We start from the raw sequence: 26,657 nt of genomic DNA, 5'->3' as shown, positions 1-26,657 counted from the left end.
TTCACTTACTGGAGCCCAACATGTCCCAACTGAACCGTCGCGAATCGATCAAGACCCTCGCCGCACTCGGCGCCGCCGGCACGCTCGGCGGCCTGAGCTCACTGGCGGGCGCGCAGAAGCCGCTGACCATCGGCGTGATCTACGTCGGCCCGCGTGACGACTACGGCTACAACCAGGCGCAGGCCCAGGCCGCTGCCGAAGTGAAGAAGATGCCCGGCCTGAAAGTGGTCGAGGAAGAGAACGTGCCCGAGACCGCGGCCGTGCAGAAGACCATGACCGGCATGATCTCGCAGGATGGCGCCAAGGTGCTGTTCCCCACCTCCTTCGGCTACTTCGACCCGCACATCCTCGCGCTCGCGCCGAAGAACCCCGACGTGCGCTTCTCGCATTGCGGCGGCATGTGGACCGAAGGCAAGCATCCGAAGAACGTCGGCAGCTACTTCGGCTACATCGACGAGTGCCAGTACCTGAACGGCGTGATCGCCGGCCACATGACGAAGAGCAAGAAGATCGCCTTCATCGCGGCCAAGCCAATCCCGCAGGTGCTGCGCAACATCAACGCCTTCACGCTCGGTGCACGCTCGGTCAACCCGGCCATCACCTGCAACGTGATCTTCACCGGCGACTGGTCGATGCCCGTGAAGGAAGCAGAAGCCACCAATAGCCTGGCCGACCAGGGCTGCGATGTCTTCACGATGCACGTGGACAGCCCCAAGGTCATCGTCGAGACAGCCGCCAAGCGCGGCAAGATGGTCTGCGGCTACCACGCGAGCCAGGCCAAGCTGGCGCCGAACGCGTACCTCACCGGCGCCGAATGGAACTGGCTCACCGCCTACAAGACCATCATCGACGCGGCGCAGAACGACAAGCCGCATCCCAACTTCCTGCGCGGCGGCCTGAAGGAAGGCTACGTGAAGATGTCGGCCTACGGCCCGATGGTGACCGACGCCGCGAAGAAGCAGGCCGACGACATCAAGGCCAAGATGATCGCGGGCAACTTCGACATCTTCACGGCCGGCCTCAAGGACGGCAAGGGCACGGTCGTGGTGCCAAAGACGTTGAAGCAGACCGACCTCGAGCTCGAGAAGATGAACTACCTGGTCGACGGCGTCCTGGGCAGCCTCTGAGCGACGAGAAGCCATGCCCAACTGGTTGAAGGAAATCGCACTGCCGGCGATCGCCATCTCGGCGGCGCTGCTGCTGTTCGGCATCCTCGTGTGGTTTGCCGGCGTGAGCCCGGTCGACGTCTGGGTCACCCTGTTCAAGGGCGCGTTCGGCGACTGGTTCTCCTGGCAGAACACCCTGCAGCGCGCGGCGCCTTTGATGCTCACCGCGCTGTGCGTGGCGATACCGGCGCGCGCCGGCCTCATCATCATCGGTGGCGAAGGCGCGCTGGTGCTGGGCGGGCTGGCTTGCGCGGCGCTGGCCCATGCGGTGCCGCTGCCGGGCAACATCATCGGCACGGTGCTGGTCTGCATCGCAGGCGCCATTGCCGGCGCGCTGTGGATCATGCTGGCCGGCTGGCTGCGCCAGTACCGCGGCATCAACGAGACCATCAGCAGCCTGCTGCTGGCCTACATCGCGATCGGCATCTTCAAGCACATCGTCGAGGGGCCGCTGCGCGATCCGTCCAGCCTGAACAAGCCTTCCACCTACCCATTGAACGAAGGCATGCTCATCGGCGGCATGATGGGTTCGGACGTGCACTGGGGCCTGGCCATCGGCGTGGTGGCCTGCGTGGCGCTGGGGCTGTGGCTGCGCGTCACGGCATCGGGCTTCTCGGTGCGGGTGGTGGGCGGCAACCCGCGCACCGCGCAGCTGGTCGGCCTGCCCGCGACGCAACTCATCCTCGGCGCGTGCGCCGTCGGCGGCGCCTGCGCGGGCCTGGCCGGCGCGGTGGAAGTGGCGGCGGTTCACACCAATGCCAACGCATCGCTCATCGCGGGCTACGGCTACGCCGGCATCCTGGTCGCCTTCATCGCGCGGCACAACCCGATCGCGATCATCCCGGTGGCCATCCTGTTCGGCGGGTTCGGCGCGGCCGGCAGCCTGCTGCAACGTCGTCTCGGATTGCCCGATGCGTCGGTGCAGGTGCTGCAGGGCATCGCCTTCGTGCTGATCCTCGCGAGCGAGGGTCTGCGCCTGGTGGACTGGAAGAACCTCATCAAGAACCGGATGCCGCATCCGATGCAACCGAAGCTCTTGAAACTGAAGGGCCACGCATGACCGCCGATCAATGGATTGCGCTTGTTGCGGGCATCGTCGGCGGCGCATTGCGCGTGGGCGCACCCTTCCTGTTCGTGAGCCTGGGCGAATGCCTCACGGAAAAGTCGGGCCGCATCAACCTCGGCCTCGAAGGCGTGCTGGTGCTGTCGGCCATGTCGTCCTTTGGCGGTGCGTATCTCACCGGCTCGCCCTGGCTCGGCGTGTTGATCGGCGCGGCGGCCGGGGCGGCGCTCGCATTGCTGCACGGCCTGCTGTGCTCGCTCGACCGCGTCAACGACGTGGCCACCGGCATCGCGCTGATGCTGTTCGGCACCGGCCTGGCCTTCTACCTGGGCAAGCCGCTGATCCAGCCACAGGCGCCGCAGATCCCGGCGATTCCGCTGGGCGACTGGAGCGACAACTCGGCCGTGCGCGCCGCGCTGCAGGTGAATGCGCTGGTGCCGATCGGCATCGTGCTCGCGGTCTTCCTCTGGTGGGCCTTCGCGCGCACGCGTGCCGGGCTGCTGGTGCGCATGGCGGGTGATTCGGCCAATGCGACGCGGGCGCTGGGCTATTCGGTGTCGGGCATCCGCATCGCGGCGACGACCGCCGGCGGCGCGATCGCCGGGCTCGGCGGCGCATCGCTCACGCTGTTCTATCCGGGCAGCTGGAACGAAGGCATCTCCAGCGGCCAGGGCCTCATCGCCGTGGCGCTGGTGATCTTCGCGCGCTGGAGTCCGCTGCGCTGCGTGGGCGCGGCGCTGCTGTTCGGCGGCGCGGGCGCGCTCGGGCCGGCCCTGCAATCGGTGGGCGTGGGCTGGGGCTATCACCTGTTCAACACCGTGCCTTATGTGCTGACGCTGGTGATCCTTGTGCTGACCTGCAAGCCCGGCAGCGTGGCGATCGGCAGCCCGGGCGAGTTGTCGTCGACGCGATAGGTCTGCGCGATGCTTGCTCGCTTCGCTTGGCCGGACTCCCTTCGAGGGGGCCTTGACGTGAGGCGGCCCCTCGGCTTGGCTATGTTGTCGGATTCGGATTCGGATTCGGATTCGGTTGCGGACTGGGGGCGGGATCACGCCGACGGCGTACTCCCCTCCGCGAATGTCCCCCGCCGTCAACCTGCGGTTGCCGGCTCCTCCTTTATTTCGCTGCGGGGAGCACACCATCGGCGTGATCCATACGCGCTGTCGGTGATCGACCGGCATGGCGCGACGTGTCCTGTGCCGAGGGTGCTGGGTGTCCCCCGCAGCGAAATAAAGGAGGAGGCCGCAGGCCGGGGGACATTCGCGGAGGGGGATACCCAGTGCCCTCGGCACTCGCCCCGGTCGCAACTCGCTTCCGTTTCACACCGACGACCTGGACATGGCCGCGCGCGAACCCGATGAAGTGACGACCACGCCATGAACGCCATCACCGCGATCCACACCGAACGGCACGTCGCCGCGCAACCCTACCCGTGGCCGTACAACGGCGACCTGCGCCCCGACAACACCGCGCTCATCGTCATCGACATGCAGACCGACTTCTGCGGCAAGGGCGGCTACGTCGACGTGATGGGCTATGACTTGTCCCTGGTGCAGGCACCCATCGAGCCCATCGCGCGCACGCTCGCGGCATTGCGGCCGCTGGGCTACACCATCATCCACACGCGCGAAGGCCACCGTCCCGACCTGGCCGACCTGCCCGCCAACAAGCGCTGGCGCTCGCGGCAGATCGGCGCCAACGGCGTCGGCATCGGCGACGACGGGCCGTGCGGCCGCATCCTCGTGCGCGGCGAACCGGGCTGGGACATCATCCCCGCGCTCGCGCCGCTGCCCGGCGAGGTCGTCATCGACAAGCCCGGCAAGGGATCGTTCTACGCGACCGACCTGGAGCTGATCCTGCGCACGCGCGGCACCGAGAACCTCATCCTCGCCGGCATCACCACCGACGTCTGCGTGCACACCTCCATGCGCGACGCCAACGACCGCGGCTTCGAATGCCTGCTGCTGTCGGACTGCACGGCCGCGACCGACCACGGCAACCACCTCGCCGCGCTGAAGATGATCACCATGCAGGGCGGAGTCTTCGGCGCACATGCCGAATCCACCGCGCTGCTGGCGGTCGTCGCGTGACCAAGACTGAAGGACACCATGGCTGACGACACCCCCACCCAACCCATCGGCGCCTTGCCCCGCGGCACCGGTGCGCTTGCGCTCGACACCTTCCAGCTCACCAAGCGCTTCGGCGCCTTCACCGCGATGGACAGCGTGACCATGCGCGTCGAGCCCGGCACCGTGCATGCGCTGCTCGGCGAGAACGGGGCAGGAAAGAGCACGCTGGTGAAATGCGTGGCCGGCTTCCAGGTGGCCGAAGAGGGCGCGGTGCTGATCGATGGCCGCGAGGAACACATCAACAACCCGATCATCGCGCGCGAGCTCGGCATCGGCATGGTCTACCAGCACTTCACGCTGGCACCCGGCATGACGGTGGCCGAGAACCTGCTGCTGGCCGGCGGCAAGACGCCCGCGCTGATCGACTGGAAGGCCAAGCGCGCGGAGCTCAAGGCATTCCTCGCGACCACACCCTTCAGCCTCGACCTGGACGTGACCCCGTCCTCGCTCGCGGCCGGCGAGAAGCAGAAGCTGGAACTGCTCAAGCAGCTCTACCTGAAGCCGCGCCTGCTGATCCTCGACGAGCCCACCTCCGTGCTGACGCCGCAGGAAGCCGACGAGGTGCTGGGCCATGTGCGCGAGTTCGCGCGCAGCGGCCAGTGCACGGTCCTGATCATCACGCACAAGTTCCGCGAGGTGATGGCCTATGCCGACAACGTGACCGTGCTGCGCCGTGGCAAGGCCGTCAAGCATTGCAGCGTCGCCGAGACCAGCCCCAAGCAACTGGCCGCCGCGATGATGGGCGAGAGCGATGCGCCGCCACCCGAACTGGCCCTCGGCGACGAGGGCGAGAAGGCCGCGCTCAGCGGCCGCGCGATCCACGGCGTGAAGCCCGTGGCCGCCGATGCAGCGATCTCCCTGAGCGTCGACAAGCTCGTCGCGCAGGGCGACCGAGGCACGCTGGCGGTGCATGAGCTGAGCCTGCAGGTGCGCGCCGGCGAGATCCTCGGCGTGGCCGGCGTGTCGGGCAACGGCCAGCGCGAACTGGTCGAGGCGCTCGTGGGCCAGCGCCCGCGCCTCTCCGGCAAGGTCACGGTGCGCGGCCAACGCTATGACGCGAAGCGCGAGGAGAACCGCAGGCTCAAGGTCCGCAGCCTGCCCGAGGAACCGCTGCGCAACGCCTGCGTCGGCGACCTCAGCGTGGCCGAGAACATGGCGTTGCGCGACTTCGACCAGCCCCCCTTGGCCAGCGGCGGCATGCTGCGCTTCCCGAAGTGGCGCAGCCGCGCACGCGAGTGGATCGCGGAGTACGGCGTCAAGACGCAGGGCGAGGGCGCGCCGATCCGCAGCCTCTCCGGCGGCAACGTGCAGCGCGCCGTGCTGGCGCGTGAACTCGCCGGCGACATCAACGTACTGATCGCCGCGAACCCCGTCTTCGGCCTGGACTTTGCCGCCGTCGCCGAGATCCACACCCGCATCGTGCAGGTGCGCGAGAAGGGTGGCGCCGTGCTGTTGATCAGCGAGGACATAGACGAACTGCTGGAGCTGGCCGACCGCATCGTGGTGATGAGCGAGGGCCGCATCGTGTACGAGACGGATGCCGCCACGGCCGAGCGGCATGTGCTCGGCGCGCACATGGGCGGTGGGGAACATCAACATCACGGCGCCGTGGTGGCCGACGGCCCCGGCCCTCACCCCAGCCCTCTCCCGGAGGGAGACGGAGTAACACCCACGAGCGTACCCACGGCGGCGGGTGGCATGCGAAGTGCTCCGGGCGCCGCCTCTGTGCCGCCGAAGCGCGCAGCGTTCGGCGGATCAGGGCCACATGCTGTCTGAGCGAAGCGAGTTCATGTGGACCCCGCCGGACGCGAGCACTGCAGGGCAGCCGCACAGTGAAGGCGCCCGGAGCACTTCGCATGCCGCCCGCCGTCGCACCCCAAACGTCACTGCCCCCGGTCCCTGTACCCCCAAACGTCACTGACCCCAGTCCCCGCACCCCGAGCCTCACCGCACCCGAACGTCACATGGAACAGCGACCGCACCTTGAACCATCGCCGCGCCACTGACCAGCCCGCCTGACCACCTCCAAAGGACGAAAGTGCAAATCGAAGCCGCTCCCTTCCCGTATCCCCTGGACATCCAGAAGACCGCCTTCGTCATCATCGACATGCAGCGCGACTTCATCGAGCCCGGCGGCTTTGGCGAAACCCTGGGCAACAACGTCAAGCTCCTCGAAGCCATCGTGCCCGCCACGCAGGCCGTGCTGCAAGCGTGGCGCCAGGCCGGCGGCCTCGTCGTCCACACCCGCGAGGCGCACAAGCCCGACCTGTCCGACTGCCCGCCCGCCAAGCGCGGTCGCGGCAATCCCAAGCTGCGCATCGGCGACGAAGGGCCCATGGGCCGCATCCTCGTCATGGGCGAACCCGGCAACCAGATCATCGACGCGCTCGCGCCCATCGACGGCGAGCTCGTCATCGACAAGCCCGGCAAGGGCGCCTTCTACGCCACCGGCCTGCACGAGATCCTGCAGGCGCGCGGCATCACCCACCTGCTGTTCGCCGGCGTCACCACCGAAGTGTGCGTGCAGACCACCATGCGCGAAGCCAACGATCGCGGCTACGACAGCCTGCTGCTCGAGGATTGCACCGAAAGCTACTTCCCCGAATTCAAGGCCGCCGCCGTCGAGATGATCCGCGCGCAAGGCGCCATCGTCGGCTGGACGGCGCCGAGCAAATCATTGCTGGCTGCCCTGCGGAACCCCGCCTAAGATCCCTCGGTGACCGCCGTCTACGCCTCCACCGCAGACACCGACGTCGTCGTGTTCCGCACACGCGCCGACGAGGTCTATGCGCAACTCAAGCGCGACATCGCAGAGTTCCGCATGGTCCCCGGCGATCGCTTCACCGAGAACGAGATCAGCGAGCGCCTGGGCGTTTCGCGCACCCCTGTGCGGCAGGCCTTGTTCAGGCTGCAGCAAGAGGGATTCGTGGAAGTGCTGTTTCGCAGCGGCTGGCGCGTGCTGCCCTTCGACTTCGACCAGTTCGAGCAGCTCTACGACCTGCGCATGGTGCTCGAGACCACGGCCGTGCACCGCCTTTGCGAGACCGATCGCCGCATCAACCGCCAGATGCTCAGCGCGCTGGGCACCATCTGGCTGGTGCCGCAGGCGCAACGCAGTTCCGACAACGCCCAGGTCGCGGAATGGGACGAGGCCTTCCACTGCGCGCTGGTGGCGGCCGCCGGCAATGCCGAGATGACCCGCGTGCACCGCGACCTGACCGACCGCATCCGCATCATCCGCAGGCTCGACTTCACCATGCAGCCGCGCATCGAAGCCACCTACGACGAACACGCCAAGATCCTCAAGGCCATCCGCGCCAACCGCGGCGACCAGGCCGCGATGCTGCTGCGCGCGCACATCGAGACCAGCCAGGCCGAGGTGCGCAAGATCACCTTGCATCAGGTACACCTAGCCCGCCACTCCGCCTTGTAGAAGGTGTGAATATTCCTACTGCGGACCCGACCTCGGCGCCCTCGCTACGGAATCTTCACACCTTCTGCGCCGCGCGCGAACTGGCTTGCGCCGACGCGGACTCGCGAAACGCCGGATGCACAGCCGATTGACTTGTGGCAAATTCCGGCGGACCCTTGGCGCAACAAGCAACAGCGTGCCGGGCGGTCGATCCATTCGACCGTTGCACCGAAGCCGTGGGATACCGATTCCGATGAAAGACGATGCGCATGGGGAGAAGGCCGGCATGGCCCTGGGCAGGCGCTACCTGACCCTGCTGTTTGCCGACCTCTCCCAGTCGACTGAACTGGCCGAGATCATGGAGGCCGAGCACTACGCGACCGTGCTCGCCGCCGTGCGCAAGGTCTACCACGATGCCATCCCGCGCCATGGCGGCATCGTCGTGCGCGTGCAGGGCGACGGCCTGCTGGCCATGTTCGGCTATCCGGTCACGCGCGAGGACGACGGGCGCGGCGCCGTCGCGGCAGCGCTCGAGATGCACCAGCGCATCCGCGACCTGCGGCCCTACCTGCCGGCCGGGCGGCACCTTTGCCTGCACACCGGCATCCATTCCGGGCTGGTGCTGATGAGCACCGGCGACGTCGAGCTGGGTCGCTTCGAACTGCTGGGGCCTGTGCCCAACGTCGCCTCGCGCCTGTCCGATGCCGCGGGTCCGCACGAGATCCTGGTCAGCGAGGAGACGCTCGGTCCGGCGAGTCGCTTCTTCGTGACCGGGCCGCCGCAACTGCTGCAGGTCAAGGGCCGCGCCGCACCCCTGCTGGTGTACCGCGTCGACGCCCGCGCCAGCCTGGCGGAGAGCTTCAGCGCCTCGTCGCGCCACGGGTCCACCGCCTTTGTCGGACGCCGCGCGGAACTCGCGTTGCTGGAACGCGCCATGGACGACGCCATGGAGGGGCGCACCCGTTCGGTGGCCGTGGCCGGGCCGCCGGGCATGGGCAAGACGCGACTGGTCGAGCACTTCCTGAGCCGGGTGGTGCAGCGCGGGTGCACCGTGCTGCGCGGCTATTGCGAAAGCGCACTCGGCGCCGAGCCGCTGCAGCCCTTCCACCACATGCTGCAGGCGGTGGCCGACGAGGCGCAGCCCCACACGCCGGACGCCTTCGATGCCCTGTTCGCCCGGCTGGCCGGGCAACGGCCGCTGCTGCTGTTCGTCGACGACTGGCAGTGGGCCGACGATGCCTCGCACCAGGTGCTGGCCGCGCTGCGCAAGCGCACCGACAGCCGCTTGCTGGTCGTACTGTCCACGCGCATCACATCGGCTGCCAATGCGCCCGTCGCGGCCGACCAGACCATCGAGCTGGCGCCGCTGTCCGACGATGAAGCCCGGCGCGCCATCGCGGCGCGGCTGCACGTGCTCGACCCGTTCGTGGCCGAGGAGATCTGCCGGCATGCCAATGGCAACCCGCTGTTCCTCGAAGAGCTGTGCCATTCCGCCGCGCGCGGCGATGGCGGGCGGCGCCTGGGACGGGCGCAGGGCGCCGGCTGGCTGAACCGGCTGGTCGAATCGCGCGTGCAGCACTTGTCGGCGCCGCAGATCGAGCTGGTGCGCGCAGCCGCGGTGATCGGCAACGTGATCCCCGCCTGGCTGCTTGAAAGCATCACCGGGCAGCGCGCGGATGGCCCCCTGCAACTGGGCCTGGCCGAGCAGGACTTCATCTTCCCCGGCGAGCGGGCCGGAACGCTGCGCTTCAAGCACGGCATCACGCGCGACATCATCTACGAATCGGTCGGCCTGCATCTGCGCCAGTCGCTGCACCTGCGCATCGCGGAGGCCATGCAGGCGCACAGCGCCACAGAAGCGCAGGACGAGGCCCTGGAGGCGCTGGCCATGCACTTCGATGCCGGCGGCGATGCGGTGCAGGCGGCCCGCTATGCCGAGCTGGCGGGCGACAAGGCGCTGTCGGCCTCCGCGCTCGACCGCGCCCGCGCGCTGTACCGGGTGGCGCTGGCCGCACTGGACCGCCTGCCGGAGAGCCCGGCGGTGGCCTTGCACTGGGTCTCCATCGCGCACCGGCTGGGCCGTGTCTGCGTGTTCGACCCGGTGCGCAGCGAGTTGGCCCTTTACGTGCGCGCGGTGGAACTGGCCGAGCGTTATGGCAACGCGTCGATCATCGGGCACGCGCACTACTGGCTGGGCTACATCAGCTATGGGCTGGGCGATGGCCGCGCGGCAGTCGCGCACTGCGAGCGGGCGCTGGTCGAGGCGCGGGCGACGCAGGACGAAAAGCTCGTGGTGCAGGTGGTGGCCGCGCTCGGCGAAGCGCACCACGCCGCCGCCAACTACGACCGCGCGCTGGCGCTGCTGGACGAGGCCATCGCGGTGAAGAAGCAGCACCGCAGCAGCCGCCACGTCAATGTCGGGCTGGCCTTCTCGCTGTCCTGCCGGGGCTTCCTGCTCGGCGATCGCGGGCAGTTCGCCGAATCGCATGAATGCTTCGACGAAGCGCTGGGCTCCATCACCGGCATCACCCACGAGATCGGCAACACGGTCCATGGCCTGCACGCCGCCGTCCTGCTGTGGCAGGGACGCTGGGAGGAAGCGAGCGCCGCTGCCAGGGAATCCGGGCGCTTTGCCGAGGCTACGCGCAGCCTCACGCAGCTGTCGGTGGCGCGCGCCATGGATGCCTTCGCCAGCTGGATGCTGACGCGCCGGCCGGAATGCCTGCAGACCATCATCGACGTGACGGCGTGGCTGCAGCCGCGCCAGAGCGGCCTGTTCCGTTCGCTCAACCACGGCTGGCTGGCCGCAGGCCTGACACATGCGGGACGCCATGCCGAGGTCCGCCGCCATGCCGCGCTGGCATTGCGGCGCAGCCGCCAGCGCGACCTGCTGGGCGCGGCCATGAGCTACCGCGCGCTGGCCCGCGGCGTCTCGGCGCACCGCCCGGAGCGCGTGCAGCACTACCTCGACCGCGCGATGCAGGCGGGGCGTGCACGCGATTCGGCGCACGAGATCGCGGTCACGCAACTGTGCGCCGCCGAGATCGCCTGGCAGCATCGCGGCCAGCGCGAGAACGCCCTGCTCGACGCTGCCATCGCCGGGTTCGAGCGCATGGGCATGCGCTGGCACCTCGCGGAAGCGCTGTGGCTGCAGTCGGCGATGGAGGCGGGCAAGCGCGACGAGCGCGAGACGGCGCCCGCCGGGGCGGCCCTGAGCGCGGCCAGCTAATCAGCAGTCGGTAGGCGTCTCATCGGCTGCGGCGGAAGTCGTGCCCATGGCGGGTGCGGATGCGGCCAGCGATACCAATTCGGCCACCAGTGCGGTCGTCGGTGGCAACCCGGCGGGCGGCGGGGTCGGCGTCGGCGTCGGCTTCGGCGTCAGGATCAGCAGCACCGGCGAGCCGGTCGGCCGCAGGGAGCCGGCGTTCAGCAGGCCCGCGAACATGGCCAGCATCACGCCCATCGCCATGTAGTAGCCGGGGCAGCCATGCACGGTCTCGTTGGGCGCGCACGGGCTGCCGCCGGCCTCGTCGGGCTGGTTGCGGCCGAACATCAGCGCATCGGGCGCCGCGGGGTCCGTCAAGGCCGAGGTGAGGCCCAGCACGACGTGGTTCTTCGGCTGCTTGTCGACCACCCCCTTGGCGTCGACCGAGCAGCGCCACAGCATCTCCGGCACGGGCCGCTTGCGCATGGTGGCCAGCAGCGGCTTGCGCAGCGCCGCGTTGGCCTGGTCGTAGCTGGGTTCCGCACCGCCGGTGGCGTCGAACAGCGCCTGCTGGAATTCCCACAGGGTCTCTTCCTTGATCCAGGTCTCCATGGTGCGCAGGAAGTTGCCTTCCACCGTGGGCGGGAAGCCGAGCAGCACGCCGGCCAGGTTGAGCGCGAAGATCGGATCGGTGACGGAAACCGGCGTGGTGGAGGTCTTGTTCAGGCCGGCGAGGATCTCCTGGGCGAGCGAGCCCAATCCGGCGGCGCCGTTTTCGCGGAGCCAGTCCTGCACGGCTTTCAGGACCGCCTCGCCCTGGGCCCGGCCTTCTTTCTCCACCCCCTCGCGCGGCTGCGGCGAGAAGATGTAGCGCGATGCGGTGGCGAAGTTGCCCGGGCAACGCGGCGTCGGAGGGTTCTCCTCGACGCGGCCGCCGGGGACCATGTACGTGCCGTGCGCCTCCGGCAGCCCGATCCAGTGGGTGCACAGCGCGGCCATCACGTAGTCTGCGAGGGTCAACGTGTCGACCGGTCGCCGGACCACGTCATCCTTGAGGGGCGAGGGCAGGTCCGGGAACTTCGTGGCGTCGGCGAGCAGGCCCTTCACCACGGCGAGTGTCCGGTTGTAGGCGGTCTTTTCATCGATGTTCAGGACAGCCGTGTTGAGGGCCAGTTGCGCCGTGTGCCTGGCGCCGTCCAGGCCCAGCAGGTTGAGGCCGATCGATTGATCCATGCGATCGCCGTAGCCCTGGACCGAGTAGCGGACGCCATCGTCCTTCATGACGTCCAGCACCTCGGCGTAGGTGCCGAGCAGGTGGCCGTAGGCCGTGCAGGTCGGGGCGTCCTTGGCGCCCTCGCGCACGAGCTTCCAGGCGGCCGGCGCCCTGTCCGGGTCGTCCAGCCGCTGCCGCACCTGCTCCCGCTCGGCCTCTTCGAGCTGCTCCGCGGTCGGCGGGGGCGGATCGGCGGGCTTGCAGGCCTTCGGCAGTTCCGCCTGCCAGGCATCGAGCGTCGACAGTGCGGCCAGCGACGGCACGAACGCATACAGGCCCCACTCCAGGTGCACCAGCGGCTTGTCATCGAGGACGAAGCGGGCCACGTTGCCGTTCTTGTCGAGGTAGCGGAAGGTGTACTTCTCGCCGATCTGCGGCACGCGCAGGAAGGCGTCGCCCTGCGCCGAGCCCACGCCGCTGCTGTTGCCGCCGGTGATCCAGCGCTGCAGCGTCTCGTACTGCTCCGACAGGCTGGCGCAATAGGCCATGAACACCAGGCCGCGCTCCGCGGACGGGTCGGCGGCCACCGGCGGGCCATAGGACATGCCCCGGCGGATGATGCGTGGCGTGTATTGCCGGCGGTCGCGCGGGTTGGCGCGACGGATGTGCGAGTGATAGGGGCAGGCGTCGCTGGCCTTGTCGTAGTTGAAGTCGTTTTGGCCGGCCCCGGGCGGCAGCGGCACCAGCGGCGTGCCGTCGCGTTGCCGACCCATCATGCGGCTCAGCAGGTCGTCGCGCTCGGCCTGCGTGTGCAAGGACATGGCGGCGTCCAGCGTGTCCATGTTCTGGCGCAGCTTGCGCACCGCCACGAAGGTGCCGTCCAGCCGCAACGGGTCGATGCCCGGGTTCGCCGGGTCCTTGCGGTTGTTGGCATGGCCGAGCAGCACTTCGCCGGGCCAGACCCGATCGTCGAATGGCGGGGGCGGGTCCGCCGCAGGGGCCATGGTGGGGTCGATCCTCGGCTGGCTGATGCCATCGGCAAAGTTCAGGTGGCCCGCCATTTCGCCCTGCGCATTGCGCACGGCGAAGGTCGGCTGGACGGCGAGCACACGCAAGCCGGACTTCGCATCCAGTGCGTCCACCTCGGCCGCCAGCAGCGGGTGCAACCCGAACGAGGAATTCTTCGGGTCCCGCAGCCGCAGGTGCACGAGCACGTGCACGGCCTTCATGTCGACCCGGTTCCCGCTGTCTTCATGGCGCCAGGCCGGCGGCCGGTTCCAGCGGTCCGGATGGTTGGCGCGCACGTCGCCGAGCAGCGAACTGCGCGCCTCCATGCCCTCGGCGAATTCCTGCGGAAAGCCCGCGAGGCGGGACTTCGCGATCCCGAGTGCCGCCAGCCCCGCATGCGTGAAGCCGACGGTGAAGGCGATGCCGGTGCCGGCCAGCACGCCGCAGCGGGGCGCGAGCGCCGAGAGCGAGCTGCGCGCCAGCGCGGGGTCCTTCACGCGCAGCAACACGACGCAGGCATGCGTGACGGGTTCCTTGTTGGTGAGGATGTGGCTCTGGATCCGCGCCGGATCGAAGGGCGGGTCGGCGGGCGCCGGCAAGGTCGCGGGGGACGCGCCCAGCAGCCACTTCAGCTGGTCGGCGTAGGGCACCAGCTTGGCCTGGGCAGCGACCCAATCGGCATGTCCCGGGGTGCTGGGCTTGTCCAGCAAGGTCATCAGGTCGATGGAGCCTCGCAGCACCGACTGGGCGAAACGGCGCAGCGTGCCCCGGTCGCCATCGTGGTTGGCAGCGTCGCCCGGCGGGAAGTAGACGGACAGCCGGTACAGGCCGGTGAGGGTGCGCAAGGGCAGCACCAGCGCGCTGACGACGGTCTTCAGCCCGCCGCTCAGCGCGCGGTCCTGCGCGTCCTTGCGCGCCTTCGGCTCCGAGGCCAGGGCCAGCCTGGCGATGGCTGCGTCGGTGGTCGCGTCGCCGCCGCCTTCGCGCTGCGCCTTCTCCACTTCCGCCAGGTATTCGTGGTCGCCCAGCGGCATCACCGAATCGGCATAGAAGGTGCCGCCCGCGACTTCGTTGCGCCGCACCCAGGCGCAATAGTCCTCGTAGCGCGAGGTCTTGGAGCCGGGGTAGTCGTCGCAGTTGCAGAACAGCAGGTCGAGCAGTTCGCCCAGGTCTCGGTAGATCACCCGCATGTAGGGCTCCCAGCCGCCGTCGAAGGTCACGTTGAGCGACAGGCGCCAGGTGCCGTCGTCCGGCTGCGCCTCGTCGAGCGGCAGGCCGGGCACCGGCGGGACCAGGGCATAGCGGAAGTGGTCGATGATGCCGAACTGGCCGACCGAATCAGGGAACACCGGCTGCAGCAGCTCCGATTCGCGCACGTTCTGGCGCGCCGAGTACAGCGCGTCGAGCACCTTGCGCAAACGTTCGAGATAGCTGATGGGCTCGAAGCCGATCACCATGCCTTTCTTGACCGGCGCCAGCACCGAGAGGTTGGTGATGCCGCCAAGGACGGTGCTTCGCTTGATCGTTGTTGGCCCCATTTCCGCGCTCCTTGTGGTGCGCGCCGCGCCGTCGTCTTGACGGGTTGCACGGTCGCGCATGACCCCCTGTGGTGTCCCGCAGTTGTCGTGACAAAGCCGGCGCTCGTCAATGGCGGAAGCCCATGACGAGGCTCCCGGGAGGCGGGCGTGCGGATCGGTTGGTGACGGACGGCGGGGTGACATGGTGGGACAAGGCATCGGTGATGGCACCCCCAATGCGGGGGAGGTCGGCGTGCGCCGGATCGTCGCGCCGGGGTGGGGATGGTCAGCTACTTGCCGCTACCGCCGCCTCCGCCGCCTCCGCTTCCACCACCGCCGCCACCACCGCCGCCACCGCCGCCACCGCTGCCACCGCTGCCACCACTGCCACCACTGCCACCGCCACCGCCGCTGCCGCTGCCGCCGCTGGAACCGCCGGAACTTCCCGATCCGCCCGAGGTTCCTGAACCGCCAGAGCCGCCAGAGCCGCCAGAGCCGCCAGAGCCGCTGGAGTCACTGCCCGGACCACCCGAACCACCCGAACCACCCGAACCACCCGACCCACTCGACCCACTCGACCCACTCGACCCACTCGACCCACTCGACCCATGCCCCGAACTCGACGAACCGGAAGTGCTGGATGAACCCGAGCCGCCGCCAGCCCCTCCGCCCGGCCCGCCCGCCTCGATCAAGACCTGACTCACCACGATGCGCCGCTGCGCATCCATGCGGCCCGTCACGCGCACGAACTGATTCACCACGAGATCAGCCGGGCTACCCCCCGCCACACGCGCCTGTGCATCGAGTTGCAGGCTGCCGCCCCTGTCGAGGCTCATCGACCCGCCGCCGAGTTCCCGCACATAGCCTTCGAGCACGACGTCGCGCACCTGTCCCAACTGGTTGGCCGTCGGGTCGACCGTCACGTGTTGCGCCACCAGCGCGTCGCCGATCCAGCGGCCGGTGACAAGCACTTCGGCGCCGCGCTCGATATTGCGTGGTGCCGCGCGCGCATCCAGCCGCACGCGCGTGCCGCTGACCTGCATGGCATCGGGCGTGACCGCCTCCACACGACCCGCGACCTGCGCCAGTCGGGTCATGACGGTGGCGGCCCGCACTTCGATCCGTGAAGCCACGAGCAGGCCGTCCGACTGCCGGTGTCCGCTGAGCCGCACCCAATCGCCGATGCGCTTGCCGTTCAGCGCGTCGGCCGGACGCACCCTTGCCGTCTGCCCGAGCACGCGCACCGTTCCCGCGCCGCCATCGATGGCTTCGATCGGCCCGACCAGCGCGTGCATCACCGCAATGCCTTGGGCACGCATGTCGTTGCCCGCGCCCGTCGCGCGCACCGCGACCACCTGGCCCACGGCCAATTCGCGCGCGCTCGTCGACTGGCCGTTGTCAGAGACCGGCGTGCGCGTGTCGAACTGCACCTCGACGCCGTTGACGCAGATGCTCGCGAAGCCCGTGATCACGCCGACGATGCCAGTGCCGCCGATGCCGCCGGTCGGATCGCCCGCGCGGGCCGTGACACCCGTGCCGCCGATGCCACCCGTGGCACCTTCGCCACTGGCGCGTGCCGTGATGCCCGTGCCGCCTATGCCGCCTATGCCGCCTATGCCGCCGCTGCCGCCGCTGTCACCGCTGTCGCCGCCCGACGCAAGCGAAGCGCGCGCGGTCGGGTTCACCAACGATGCACCGCGCTCGCAGATGTTGGCGGATTGCGCATGCACTCCCACGACCGGCAGCAGCAGCGCCAGGCCGAGCAGCGCACCCGCTGCAAGCGAGCGAGGCATGCGCCCGGTCATTTCGGACCCTTTGCTTTTTTCTTCGCAGCCGATGCAGCCGATGCAGCCGATGCCGCCAGCGCAGCAGCTGCGGGCGGTGCAACCGCGGGCGCCGAATCCTCGGCATAGAAGTACACCCCGAAAGTCATGCGCTGCCGCGTGGAAGCATCGCCGCCGCCGGCCCGCTTCGCCGATGCCAGCGCGCTCTTGTTGACCGCGACCAGCGCCTGCATCCCCAGCGTGCCTGCTTGCTCTGCCAACTTCGAAACAGCCTCGCTGCCGAGCCCGTCGTAATGAACGCTGCGCTCCATGAACGGCGGCTGGCCCCCCATCAGGTTGTGCGCTGCCGCCTCGGCGTGGTCGTGCAGGTTGTGTCCCAGGTAGAAGCTCATTTCATCGAAGCCCTTGGTCGGCACGAAAGCGCCGGCGTTCAGGCACACGTGGCCCGCGTCGTCGATGTGCACGACCCCCAGGCGCAGCCACTCGTCCAGCACCACGCGCGGGCGGATGTCGCGGTTCACGCGCGCGACCAGCGCCTCGAACGACAGTTCGGCGCCTTCGCTAGCAAACCGGGCCAGCGGCAGGGGTGCGCCGGCCTCGTCGATGTACGGCGGCGCGCCCATCCACTGCGCGACCACCTGCGCACCCAGCGAGACCACTTCGGGAATGGTCTCCTCACCGGACTCCATCGCCAGACGCAGGCGGCTCACCTCCTTGCGATGCACGCCGGATACGAGGCTCACGCGGCTGTCCGTCGGCACCTTGTCATCGAGCCGGAAATCGCGGTCGGCCACCTCGACGAACAGCGACTTCAACAGTTCGCTCGCATAGGTGAACGTCACGCCGCGCGACAGCATGAGCTTGACCAGAGGCCGCAGCGCATGGCGCAGCGCCTGCACGAATGCGCGCGGTGGCGTGACGTTGGAAGGGGGGGTGTCTTCGGGCATGGGCACAGGAGAACAAGGCAGGGCCGGCAAATGAGTCTAGTTGAAACTCGTGGGAAATAATCACACAAAAGATTGACGTGGGTAAATTTCCCACATAGTCTCCGATTCAGGCGTGGGTAAATTTCACACGTCATCAACCTTGATGGAGAGCAGCATGGACAAATTCAGAAGGACGGCCTCGGCCGGCATCGTGGCATTGGCGTTGGGTATGACCATGAGTGCGGCACTGGCGCACGGCGGTGGTGGGGGCGGTGGCGGTGGAAGCGGTAGCGGAGGTAGCGGAGGCAGCGGGGGTAGCGGGGGCGGAGGAGGCTCGGGTGGATCGGGCGGTTCGGCCGGGTCGGGTTCCTCCGGTGGATCGGGTGGCTCTGCAGGCGGGAGCGCCTCGGGTGGTTCAGCCGGATCGGGCGGGTCGAGTGGATCAGGCAGTTCAGGTGGATCCGCGGGGGCTGGTGGATCCGGTGGGTCGGGTAGCTCCGGCGGCTCGGCCGGATCGGGCGGCTCTGGGTCAGGGTCAGGCGGGTCCGGCTCGGGCTCAAGCTCAAGCTCAGGCTCAGGCTCAGGCTCGGGCTCGGGCGGAGCCGGAGCATCGTCCGGCGGTTCGGGCGCTGCCGCAAGCAGCAGCGCCAGCGCGAGCAATGCAGGAACCGGCCACGGCGGCCACGGCGCAGCCCAGGGGGCCGGTCACGGCGTAGGCCATGCGCCAGACGACGCACCGGGCCATGACGCCAACGCCCCGGGACCTCATGGCGTGGGTCACGCCGCAGACGACGCGCCAGGTCACGACGCCGCCAACGCAGCGCCTCATGGTGTCGGCCATGCCGCGGACGACGCACCTGGCCACAACGCCAACGACGCTCCCGGGCACCTCTGATCCGGAATGGAGGCAGGCGCAAGGCGAAGCGCCCGGCGCAGCAAGAGACGGCGAGATAAGACGGCGGAGACGACGGTCTAAGACGCGTCAGGTGAAACCCGGATGCTCATCGGATGTTGTTGTGCTTCAATGTATTAAGACGATTTAATACAACTTACCAGTGTCCGCGGCCAACCTTCGCTCTTCCATGCCCGATACGCGGCCCCTCGAGGCGTCGAGCCACGAGCCGCTCTACGTGCAGTTGGCGAACCGCCTGGCCGACGAGATTTCGAGCGCGCGCCTTGCGCCCGGGCAGAAAGTGCCGACCGAGGCGGAACTGATGGCCACGTACGGCATCAGCCGCGTCACCGTGCGGCAGGCCATCCAGCTGCTCACCGGCAATGGCCAGCTGGTGTCCCATCGCGGCAAGGGCACCTTCGTGACGCGTGCCGCCATCCAGCAGGACCTCAGCACGCTGCAGGGCTTCCAGGATGCGCTGCGCAGCCAGGGCATCAAGCCGCAAACCGAATTGCTCGAGTTCTCCGCCTCCAGCGGGCGTGTCGACCGCGACCTGCCGCAGGGCCTCGACCTGCCGGTGCGCCTGCGCCGCCGCTACTGTGTCGACGGCGAGCCCTTCGCCGTCGTCGAAGCCTACCTGCCGGCCGAAGCGGCCCAGCTGGGTGAGGAGCGCGCGAAGCAACTGGCCGTCTACGAAATCCTGCAGCAGTTCCTGGGCGTGCGCATCGGCAGCGCGGATGTGTCGATCCAGTGCGCGCGGGCCAGCAATAAGGTGGCGGCCGAATTGGGGCTCGACGCCCGCAGCCACGTGATGCTGATGCAGAGGACGTCGTACTCGGTGACAGGCGCGGCGTGCGAACACATGCGCATCCACATCGTGCCGGAGCGCTACACCTTCAAGCTCAGTGTGCCGGGCCCGATGGAACTGACCAGCGCACTGCGGCCCACCGCGCCGGGCGCATCCGTCGCAGCTTCACACCCCACGCGCGCACCGCGCACCGCCAGGAGATAAGCCCTTGCATGCACAAGTCCTACAGCGCGGCGTCGCGCCGCCCGATCAGCCACGCCGGGCCGTCCCGCCCGGTTCAGGCGCCATGACCCTGAACGACGAAGAGAAGGCCATGCTCGCCGGCGAGGCCGGCACCGTGGCCCGGACCGCCATCGAGCACCAGATCAAGGTCGGTAACTTCTTCGGCGCGCGCGACTTCGTGCCGGTGACGCAGGCGCACATCATGGCCGACACCGAAAGCCTGGGGCAGGCCGGCGTGGTCTGGCTCGAGAAGCTGGCCGACGCGCGAGAAGGCGGCGTGCGCATCCCGACGATCACCGATCCGCGCGGCACCGACTTCTCGAAGGCCTCGATGCTGGGCCAGGCCGACTGGATGCTCGAACTCGAACAGCGCGCGATCGGCGCATTCAAGCGCCTCGGCGTCAGCATGACGGACACCTGCATCAACTACCAGACCGTGCTGGCCGCGACGCGCGGAGAGCACGTGGCCTTCGGCGACACCGGCGTGGTCATCTATTCGAATTCCGTCGGTGGTGCGCGCTCCAACTTCGAAGGCGGTCCGTCGGCGCTGGCGGCCGGGCTCACCGGCCGCACGCCGCGCTACGGCTATCACCTGGACGCACAGCGGCAGGCCACGCTGCGCATACGGCTCGACTGGACGCCGCGCGAGCTGAACGACTGGGGCGCGCTCGGCGGCGTCATTGGCCGGTTGGCAGGCAACTACTGGGCCGTGCCGGTGGTCGAAGGACTGGATCGCGCGCCAACCTCCGACGAGCTGAAGCACTTCGGCGCGGCCATGGCGAGCTTCGGCTCGACCGCGCTGTTCCACTTGGTCGGCATCACGCCCGAGGCGCAGCGCCTGTCGGATGTCGGCGGCGACAAACTGCCCGTTGCGCATCGCATCGGTGAATCGGACATCGTTGCGTTGCGCCAGAGCTATGCAGTGGACGACGCCATCGACGTGGTCGTGTTCTCCGCGCCGCAGTTGAGCATCTACGAATTGCGCGAACTGGCCGCGATGTGCAAAGGCCGGCGCTTCAAGCGACCGCTGCTCGCCGTCACCAGCCCGCAGGTCAAGCCCGACTGCGACCGCTTCGGCTACACCGAGGCGATCGAGGACGCGGGTGGCAGCGTGCTGTCGGGCATGTGCTTCTATCAGTCGTATGCGCGCGAGATGAGCGAGGCCAAGGGATGGAAGCGGCTGGCCACCAACAGCGCGAAGCTGGTCAACATCCTCGGCGGCTATGGCTACGTGCCGATGCTCGCCTCCATGCGCAGCTGCGTCGAGGCTGCAGAAACAGGGGTCCTCCGATGAGCAGCAACACCGTGTTCAAGGCGCGCCATGCGATGGGGCGCCGCGTCGTCGGCCAGGCCCTGGTCGCGCATGACGGCTTTTCCGCGCGCTACGACCTCAACCGCCTGCAGGGCGTGTTCTCGCGGCCGGCGCACAAGCTGGTAGGGCAGTCCTATGTCAACCGCGTGCTGGTGCTCGACACCGCCAAGGGCGGCGTGGCCACCGCGTGGATGCTGCACGAGATGCGCTCGCGTCACATGGCGCCGGTGGCCATCGTCTTCAACACCGTCAACACCATCCTCGCGCAGGGTGCGGCCCTCGGCGACGTGACGATGCTGGCCGGCTTCGATGGCGACATCACCGCGCAGATCGCGCATGGCGCCATGGTCGAGATCGACCCCGAGGCCATGACCATCCGCCTGCTCGATGCCGACGAGATCGAAAGTACCGCCGAACTCGCGCCCGGCACGCAGCGCGTGCACGGCCCCGCCCGCAGCGCCTCCGCCTGACAGACAACGATTCGCAAGGACCCACGACATGATCCCCATCTACACCGCCATCGGCCTGCAGACGCGCACCTTCGACTGCATGTACTCGCTGAGCGACACGCCCAACTTCAAGCGCAATCTCGACCACATCTGCAACATGATCGACGTGGCGGTGCTGTCGTCGATCGAGAACCCGGTGAAGCTGCTGGCGCTGGCCGAAGGCGCGATCCAGGGCTTTCCGGACGAACTGCGCGACTGGGATACCGCCGCCTATGCCGCACGCGGCGCCATCGACATTCCCGGCCCCGTGACCGACGTGCTGGCCGAGCGCGCGGTGAAGTGGGGCATCTACATCATTGCGCAGGCCAAGGCGCGCATGCCCGAGTTTCCGGACCGCTTCTTCAACACGATGTTCATCATCGACCCGGCCGGCAAGATCATTCACCAGCATCGCAAGAACATCATCTTCACCATCGAGCACAGCACCACGCCGCACGACGTGTACGACCAGTGGGTGGAGATGTTCGGCGACGACCTCGACGCCTTCTTCCCGGTGGCGCGTACGCCCATCGGCAACATCGGCGCCTGCATCTGCATGGAAGGCAACCTGCCCGAGACCGCGCGCGGCGTGGCCATGAACGGCGCCGAGATCATCTACCGCCCCAGCTCGATGGAGAACAAGACGACGCAGGGCGCCTGGGAGATCCAGAACCGCTCGCGCGCGCTCGACAACGCCTGCTACGTGCTCGCGCCCAACACCGGCCGCCACTTCATCGACGACAAGCAGAGCCAGGGCTTCTTCTGCGGCGGCAAGTCGATGATCGTCGACTACCGCGGCTCGCTGATGCACCTCAACGACTCGCATGACGACTGCTTCGTGTCGGCGCCGCTGAACATCGAGGCGCTGCGCTACCACCGCAGCAACGCGAAGAACTTCAACTGGATCCCGCACATCCGCTCGGAGCTGTTCCGCCTGATCTACGAGAAGAGCGTGTGGCCGGCCAACATGACGCTCAAGACCAAGCACATGCGGCGCGAAGCCGCCGAGGAAGTGATGACGCAGACCGTGCGCAAGCTGGAAGCGCGCGGCGTGTTCACGCGCTCGGCGCTGGAGCCACAAGAGCCGGCGCCGACACCTGCCGCGAAGCCATCGCCATCGTCGAAGGCGCCTTCAAAGGCGAAAGCTCACGCCAAGCGCTCGCCGAAGGCGCGCGCCAGCTGATTCGACGAAGCCCGCGCCCGAGGGCGATGGGCCACGCACAACTGAACCGAGGGACATGTCATGAAGAAATATTCGCGTTCGATCCTTGCCGGCTTCGGCCTGTTCGCAGCAGCGGCCACGTGCATGGCGCAAGCCAACCTGGGCGGCGGCGAAACGGTGCGCATCAACGACTACCCGGGCGTCGGCAATCCGCTGGCCCGCGTCGTGGTGGCCAAGCAGTTGTGCGAGAAGTACGGGCTCAAGTGCACGCTGCAAACCATCCCCGGTGCACCGCTGGTGCTGCAAGCGCTCATCGGCGGCAGCATCGACGTGGGTGGCGCGGCGGCCGAGGTCGGCATGCAGGCGGCGGCCAAGGGTGCTGACCTGAAGGTGCTCGGCAATGCCTTGCGCGACACCAACTTCTTCCTGGTCGCCAACAACACGGTGAACCTGCCGAACCTGGCCAAAGGCTACCCGGCCGTGATGGCCGACCTCAAGGGCAAGAAGATCGGCGTGACCGCGCGCGGCTCGGGCGCCGAACTTCAATTCGTCGAACTGCTGGCCGGCGCGGGCATGGCGAACACCGATGTCACCTTCGTCGCGGTCGGCGCGCCCGACACCGCCTACCCCGCGCTCACCAACAACCAGGTCGACGCGGTGCTGAGCTTCGAGCCGCTGGCCGCGTTCTGCGAAGTGCTCAAGACGTGCAGGATGGTGGTGGACATGCGGCGCGGCGAGGGCAGCGCCGAACTGCGCAAGCTCAACGGCGCCGCCGCGCCCCTGTGGATCCGCGCCCAGTACGCCAAGGAGAAACCGCAGGTGATCGAGGCGCTGCGCCGCGCCTTCACCGATGCCGAAACCTTCTACCAGGACCCGGCCAATTTCGACGAGGTGCTGAAGATCCACCAGCAGTATTTCAAGCTCAACCAGCCGCAGGGCGACAAGATCCTGGCCGCCGCGATCAAGGCGTCGGTGCCGGCGGCCGTGTTCAAGCTCGACAAGGTCGCGTTGCAGGCGAATGCCGATCACCTGCTGAACAAGAAGCAGTTGCCGCAGCGCTTCGACACCACCACCCTCCTGCTCGACCCGCGATGAACACGGCGGCCCTCAAGGTGGTACCCATCGATTCCGCTGCGCATGCCAGGCCGGGCCGCGCGCCGGCGACAGGCCCGCATGCCGTCGAGGTGGATCACGTCTCGCTCGATTTCGGCAACGGCGTGCAGGCGCTCGCCGATACCTCGTTGAACGTTGCCCAGCAGGAGTTCGTGTCGGTCATCGGGCCGAGCGGCTGCGGCAAGACCACGCTGCTCAACCTGCTCGCGGGGCTGGTCGACAAGCCCTACGAGGGCCGCATCAGCCTGTTCGGGCAGAAGCCGGCGCTGGGCAATCCGGCCGTGTCGTACATGCTGGCGCGCGACTGCCTGCTGCCCTGGCGCACGGCGCTCGACAACACCTGCTACGGCATGGAAATCCGCGGCGTGCCGCGCGCGCAGGCCGAGCAGAAGGCGCGGCACCTGCTCGCGCAGGTCGGCCTGGCCTCGTTCGAGAAGGCGCTGCCCAAGGCCCTGTCGCACGGCATGCGCCAACGCGTCGCGCTGGCCCGCACCTTCTGCCTCGATTCGCCGCTGCTGCTCATGGACGAGCCCTTCGGTGCGCTCGATGCGCAGACCAAGATCATGCTGCACGACACGCTGATGCGCCTGTACGACAGCGAGAAGCGCACGGTGGTCTTCATCACGCACGACCTGGCCGAGGCGATCACCCTGTCGGACCGCGTGATCGTCATGACGCCACGCCCCGGGCGCATCGTGCGAGAAGTGAAGATCGACCTGCCGCGCCCGCGCTCCGTGCGCGAGCTGCAATCCAGCCCGCGCTTCCACGAACTCTATGCGGAACTGTGGAACACGCTCGACCAGGCCATGCATGGCGCCGAGCACTGAGGAGAAGCAGCACATGAACCGCTTTCGGATGCCCGCCGCGCACGCGGTGTTCCTCGCCGTGTTCCTTGGCGCGTGGGAATACGCGTCGCGGGCCGGATGGCTCGCGCCGACGTCGTTCGGCCGGCCGAGCGCGATCTTCCTGTTCCTGTGGGACGGCCTGTTCGTCTCCCGCAGCCTGCTGGTCGACCTGGGCTGGACGCTCGGCGCGACCTTCCTGGCCTTCATCGCGGGCAGCCTGCTGGCCGTGCTGGCCGGGCTGCTGTTCATCAACTTCCCGGCCATCGAGAAGTTCTGCGAGCCGTACCTCTCGGCCATCAACGCCATGCCCCGCATCGCGCTGGCGCCCTTGTTCATCCTGTGGTTCGGCCTGGGCATCGGCTCGAAGATCGCGGTGGGGGTGAGCCTCACCTTCTTCATCGTGCTGTCGAGCACCATCGCCGGCATGCGCGCCGTGAGCGCCGACTGGCTGACGCTGTCGCGCACGCTGGGCGCCAGGCCGGGGCAGTTGTTCTTCAAGGTGACGTTGCCCAGCGCCACGCCGGTCATGTTCTCCGGCCTGCGGCTGGGACTCGTGTACTCGCTGCTCGGCGTGGTCGGCGCCGAGATCCTCGCGTCGGAACACGGCCTCGGTCAGCAGGTGGCCTACCTCACCTCTACCTTCGACATGAGCGGCGTGATGGGGCTGCTGCTCCTGCTGGCGCTGGTCGGCTCGCTGGTGACGTGGAGCATGAACCGGCTCGAAGCCAGGCTGCTGGCATGGCAATGAAGCACGGCTTCCAAACCTCGGAGAGATGCAGATGAGCGAGAGTCTTCACGGAAAGGTGGCGTGGATCACCGGCGCCGCCACCGGCATCGGGTTCGCGACCGCGAAGGCGCTCGCCGACGGCGGTGCCAAGGTCGTCATCAGCGGCAACCAGGCCGACGCGCTCGAGGCCGCCGCCCGCGCGTTGCGCAACGACGGTGCGATGTGCGATTCGGTCCTGCTCGACGTGGCGGACGCCGCGGCGGTGGCAGCCGCGGGCAAGGCCATCCTCGGGCGGCACGGCGCGGTCGACATCCTGGTGAACTGTGCGGGGCTCAATGTGCCGCGCCGCTTCCTCCACGAACTCGATGTCGCGGACTGGCAAAGGATGCTCGACGTCAATCTGAGCGGCGCGCTGTACTGTGCGCAGGCCGTGCTGCCGGCCATGCGCAGGCAGCGCGACGGCCTGATCGTCAACATCGCCTCCTGGGGCGGCAAGCACGTGGTGCGTGCCGCGGGCGCCGCGTACACCGCGGCCAAGCATGCCGTCGTCGCGTTGACCGAGGCGATCAACGTCGAGGAGTGCGTCAACGGCATCCGTGCCTGCACGATCTGCCCGGCCGAAGTGTCCACGCCCTTCCTCGACCAGCGGCCCCGGCCGCCCACCGACGAGGAGCGCCAGTCCTTCCTGCTGCCCGAAGACCTCGGCCGCGTGATCCGCATGGTGGCGGAGTTGCCGGCGCGCGCCTGCGTCAACGAGATCGTCATCTCGCCGACGCGCAATCCGCTGTACCTGGCGCAACATCCGCAGCCCGTGCCCGCTGAGGCCCTGCGGCCATGACGCAGCCGAAGATCGCCCTGGTGACAGGTGGCGGCTCGGGCATCGGCGCGGCCGCCGCGCGGCGCCTGGCCGGGGCGGGCTACAAGGTGGCCATCAACTGTGTCGGCGATGACAGCGCCGCCCGGGCAGTGGCTGCGCACATCGGCGATGCCGGCGGCGAATGCATCACATTGGCAGCCGACGTTTCGGACCCCGCGCAGGTCGCGGCCCTGTTCGACGCCACGATCGCGAAATTCGGCCGCGTCGATGCGCTCGTGCATTCCGCCGGCGTCGATACGGCGTGGCCGGTGTCCATCGCAAAGATCGAGGATGCGGACGTCGAGCGCATCGTCCGCGTGAACGTGCTCGGCACCATGTGGTGCTGTCGCGAGGCCGCGCGCCGCATGGGCACGAGCGGCGGCGGCGCGGGGGGCTGCATCGTGCTGGTGTCGTCGATGGCGGCCACCATCGGCGGGCGGGTCGGCAAGACGGTGTACGGCGCGTCGAAGGGCGCGGTCGACGGCCTGGCCAAGGGCCTGGCGCGCGAACTGGCGCCGGAGAAGATCCGCATCAACGCCGTGCGGCCCGGAGCCACTGAAACGCCAATGCTCGGCGCCTTCGCGCACGACGAGGCCTATGCCCGGCGCATCGCCGGCTCGATCCCCATGGGCCGCGTCGCGCAGCCGGAAGAGGTGGCCGAGGCCATCTTCTGGCTCGCTTCGGATGCCGCGTCCTTCGTGTCCGGCGCACTGCTCGATGTCTCCGGGGGCGGGTTTTCGATTGCGAGCTAGGCGCGGGGTCGAACATACAAATCAACACCACAGCAACAACAGCCAAAGAAGGAGATT

20 protein-coding genes are annotated in these 26,657 nt (G+C 68.5%); 17 read left to right on the top strand and 3 right to left on the bottom strand.

Going from position 1 to position 26,657, the window contains the following annotated elements; all coding sequences use genetic code 11:
- Window positions 1–20 precede the first annotated feature (20 nt).
- From HB681_RS08695 to HB681_RS08660, 8 genes are all read left to right on the top strand, one after another.
- Window positions 21–1,127 carry a BMP family ABC transporter substrate-binding protein gene (locus HB681_RS08695; RefSeq protein WP_213954405.1) on the top strand — a complete coding sequence of 369 codons (1,107 nt, stop codon included), beginning with the start codon at window positions 21–23 and terminating at the stop codon, window positions 1,125–1,127.
- A 13-nt stretch (window positions 1,128–1,140) separates the two neighbouring features.
- Entirely contained in the window at window positions 1,141–2,226 is a 1,086-nt protein-coding gene (locus HB681_RS08690; RefSeq protein ID WP_213954404.1) for an ABC transporter permease, read from the top strand.
- A complete protein-coding gene (locus HB681_RS08685; protein ID WP_213954403.1) occupies window positions 2,223–3,143 on the top strand; it encodes an ABC transporter permease in 921 nt (306 codons plus the stop codon). Before HB681_RS08690 ends, HB681_RS08685 begins: the two co-directional genes overlap by 4 nt.
- Window positions 3,144–3,605: 462 nt before the next feature.
- Window positions 3,606–4,319 (top strand): isochorismatase family cysteine hydrolase, encoded by a 714-nt coding sequence (locus tag HB681_RS08680; RefSeq protein WP_213954402.1) that lies wholly within the window; start codon window positions 3,606–3,608, stop codon window positions 4,317–4,319.
- An 18-nt stretch (window positions 4,320–4,337) separates the two neighbouring features.
- Window positions 4,338–6,134: an ABC transporter ATP-binding protein gene (locus HB681_RS08675; RefSeq protein ID WP_213954401.1), complete on the top strand. Its 1,797-nt coding sequence runs from the start codon at window positions 4,338–4,340 to the stop codon at window positions 6,132–6,134.
- Window positions 6,135–6,396: 262 nt separating this feature from the next.
- Window positions 6,397–7,065 carry an isochorismatase family protein gene (locus HB681_RS08670; RefSeq protein ID WP_213954400.1) on the top strand — a complete coding sequence of 223 codons (669 nt, stop codon included), beginning with the start codon at window positions 6,397–6,399 and terminating at the stop codon, window positions 7,063–7,065.
- Between the two features lie 9 nt (window positions 7,066–7,074).
- Complete coding sequence (locus tag HB681_RS08665) at window positions 7,075–7,791, top strand: GntR family transcriptional regulator (protein ID WP_213954399.1); 717 nt, start codon at window positions 7,075–7,077, stop codon at window positions 7,789–7,791.
- A 232-nt stretch (window positions 7,792–8,023) separates the two neighbouring features.
- A complete protein-coding gene (locus HB681_RS08660; RefSeq protein WP_213954398.1) occupies window positions 8,024–10,999 on the top strand; it encodes an adenylate/guanylate cyclase domain-containing protein in 2,976 nt (991 codons plus the stop codon).
- Here the strand turns inward: HB681_RS08660 and HB681_RS08655 are convergent, their stop codons facing one another.
- The 3 genes from HB681_RS08655 to HB681_RS08645 form a co-directional block, all read right to left on the bottom strand.
- Window positions 11,000–14,734: a Dyp-type peroxidase domain-containing protein gene (locus tag HB681_RS08655; protein WP_213954397.1), complete on the bottom strand. Its 3,735-nt coding sequence runs from the start codon at window positions 14,732–14,734 to the stop codon at window positions 11,000–11,002.
- 269 nt (window positions 14,735–15,003) lie between these two features.
- Window positions 15,004–16,506, bottom strand: a complete 1,503-nt coding sequence (locus HB681_RS08650) for a DUF5666 domain-containing protein (RefSeq protein ID WP_213954396.1) — start codon at window positions 16,504–16,506, stop codon at window positions 15,004–15,006.
- Window positions 16,507–16,514: 8 nt separating this feature from the next.
- Window positions 16,515–17,444 carry a DUF6502 family protein gene (locus tag HB681_RS08645; RefSeq protein ID WP_213954395.1) on the bottom strand — a complete coding sequence of 310 codons (930 nt, stop codon included), beginning with the start codon at window positions 17,442–17,444 and terminating at the stop codon, window positions 16,515–16,517.
- A gap of 1,061 nt (window positions 17,445–18,505) precedes the next feature.
- Between HB681_RS08645 and HB681_RS08640 the strand changes: the two genes are divergently transcribed.
- The 9 genes from HB681_RS08640 to HB681_RS08600 all read left to right on the top strand — a co-directional run bounded on the left by HB681_RS08640 (window position 18,506) and on the right by HB681_RS08600 (window position 26,600).
- Window positions 18,506–19,327 (top strand): GntR family transcriptional regulator, encoded by an 822-nt coding sequence (locus HB681_RS08640; protein ID WP_213954394.1) that lies wholly within the window; start codon window positions 18,506–18,508, stop codon window positions 19,325–19,327.
- Between the two features lie 82 nt (window positions 19,328–19,409).
- Complete coding sequence (locus tag HB681_RS08635; protein ID WP_213954393.1) at window positions 19,410–20,639, top strand: aconitase X catalytic domain-containing protein; 1,230 nt, start codon at window positions 19,410–19,412, stop codon at window positions 20,637–20,639.
- Window positions 20,636–21,127 carry a DUF126 domain-containing protein gene (locus tag HB681_RS08630; RefSeq protein ID WP_213954392.1) on the top strand — a complete coding sequence of 164 codons (492 nt, stop codon included), beginning with the start codon at window positions 20,636–20,638 and terminating at the stop codon, window positions 21,125–21,127. The genes HB681_RS08635 and HB681_RS08630 overlap by 4 nt, the downstream gene beginning before the upstream one ends.
- Before the next feature lie 28 nt (window positions 21,128–21,155).
- On the top strand, window positions 21,156–22,328 hold the full coding sequence (locus HB681_RS08625; protein ID WP_213954391.1) for a nitrilase-related carbon-nitrogen hydrolase: 1,173 nt from the start codon (window positions 21,156–21,158) through the stop codon (window positions 22,326–22,328).
- A 60-nt stretch (window positions 22,329–22,388) separates the two neighbouring features.
- Window positions 22,389–23,402, top strand: coding sequence for an ABC transporter substrate-binding protein (locus tag HB681_RS08620; RefSeq protein ID WP_213954390.1), 1,014 nt, complete (start codon window positions 22,389–22,391; stop codon window positions 23,400–23,402).
- Window positions 23,399–24,247, top strand: a complete 849-nt coding sequence (locus HB681_RS08615; RefSeq protein WP_213954389.1) for an ABC transporter ATP-binding protein — start codon at window positions 23,399–23,401, stop codon at window positions 24,245–24,247. Before HB681_RS08620 ends, HB681_RS08615 begins: the two co-directional genes overlap by 4 nt.
- A gap of 13 nt (window positions 24,248–24,260) precedes the next feature.
- Window positions 24,261–25,013, top strand: a complete 753-nt coding sequence (locus HB681_RS08610; RefSeq protein WP_213954388.1) for an ABC transporter permease — start codon at window positions 24,261–24,263, stop codon at window positions 25,011–25,013.
- Between the two features lie 31 nt (window positions 25,014–25,044).
- Complete coding sequence (locus HB681_RS08605) at window positions 25,045–25,830, top strand: SDR family NAD(P)-dependent oxidoreductase (protein WP_213954387.1); 786 nt, start codon at window positions 25,045–25,047, stop codon at window positions 25,828–25,830.
- Window positions 25,827–26,600 carry an SDR family oxidoreductase gene (locus tag HB681_RS08600; protein WP_213954386.1) on the top strand — a complete coding sequence of 258 codons (774 nt, stop codon included), beginning with the start codon at window positions 25,827–25,829 and terminating at the stop codon, window positions 26,598–26,600. The genes HB681_RS08605 and HB681_RS08600 overlap by 4 nt, the downstream gene beginning before the upstream one ends.
- The last annotated feature ends 57 nt before the right edge of the window (window positions 26,601–26,657 follow it).

It is taken from the genome of Variovorax sp. dw_954 (genome assembly GCF_018449755.1).
Taxonomy (GTDB): Bacteria; Pseudomonadota; Gammaproteobacteria; order Burkholderiales; family Burkholderiaceae_C; genus Variovorax.
This window is presented reverse-complemented; position numbering and strand designations above follow the sequence as displayed.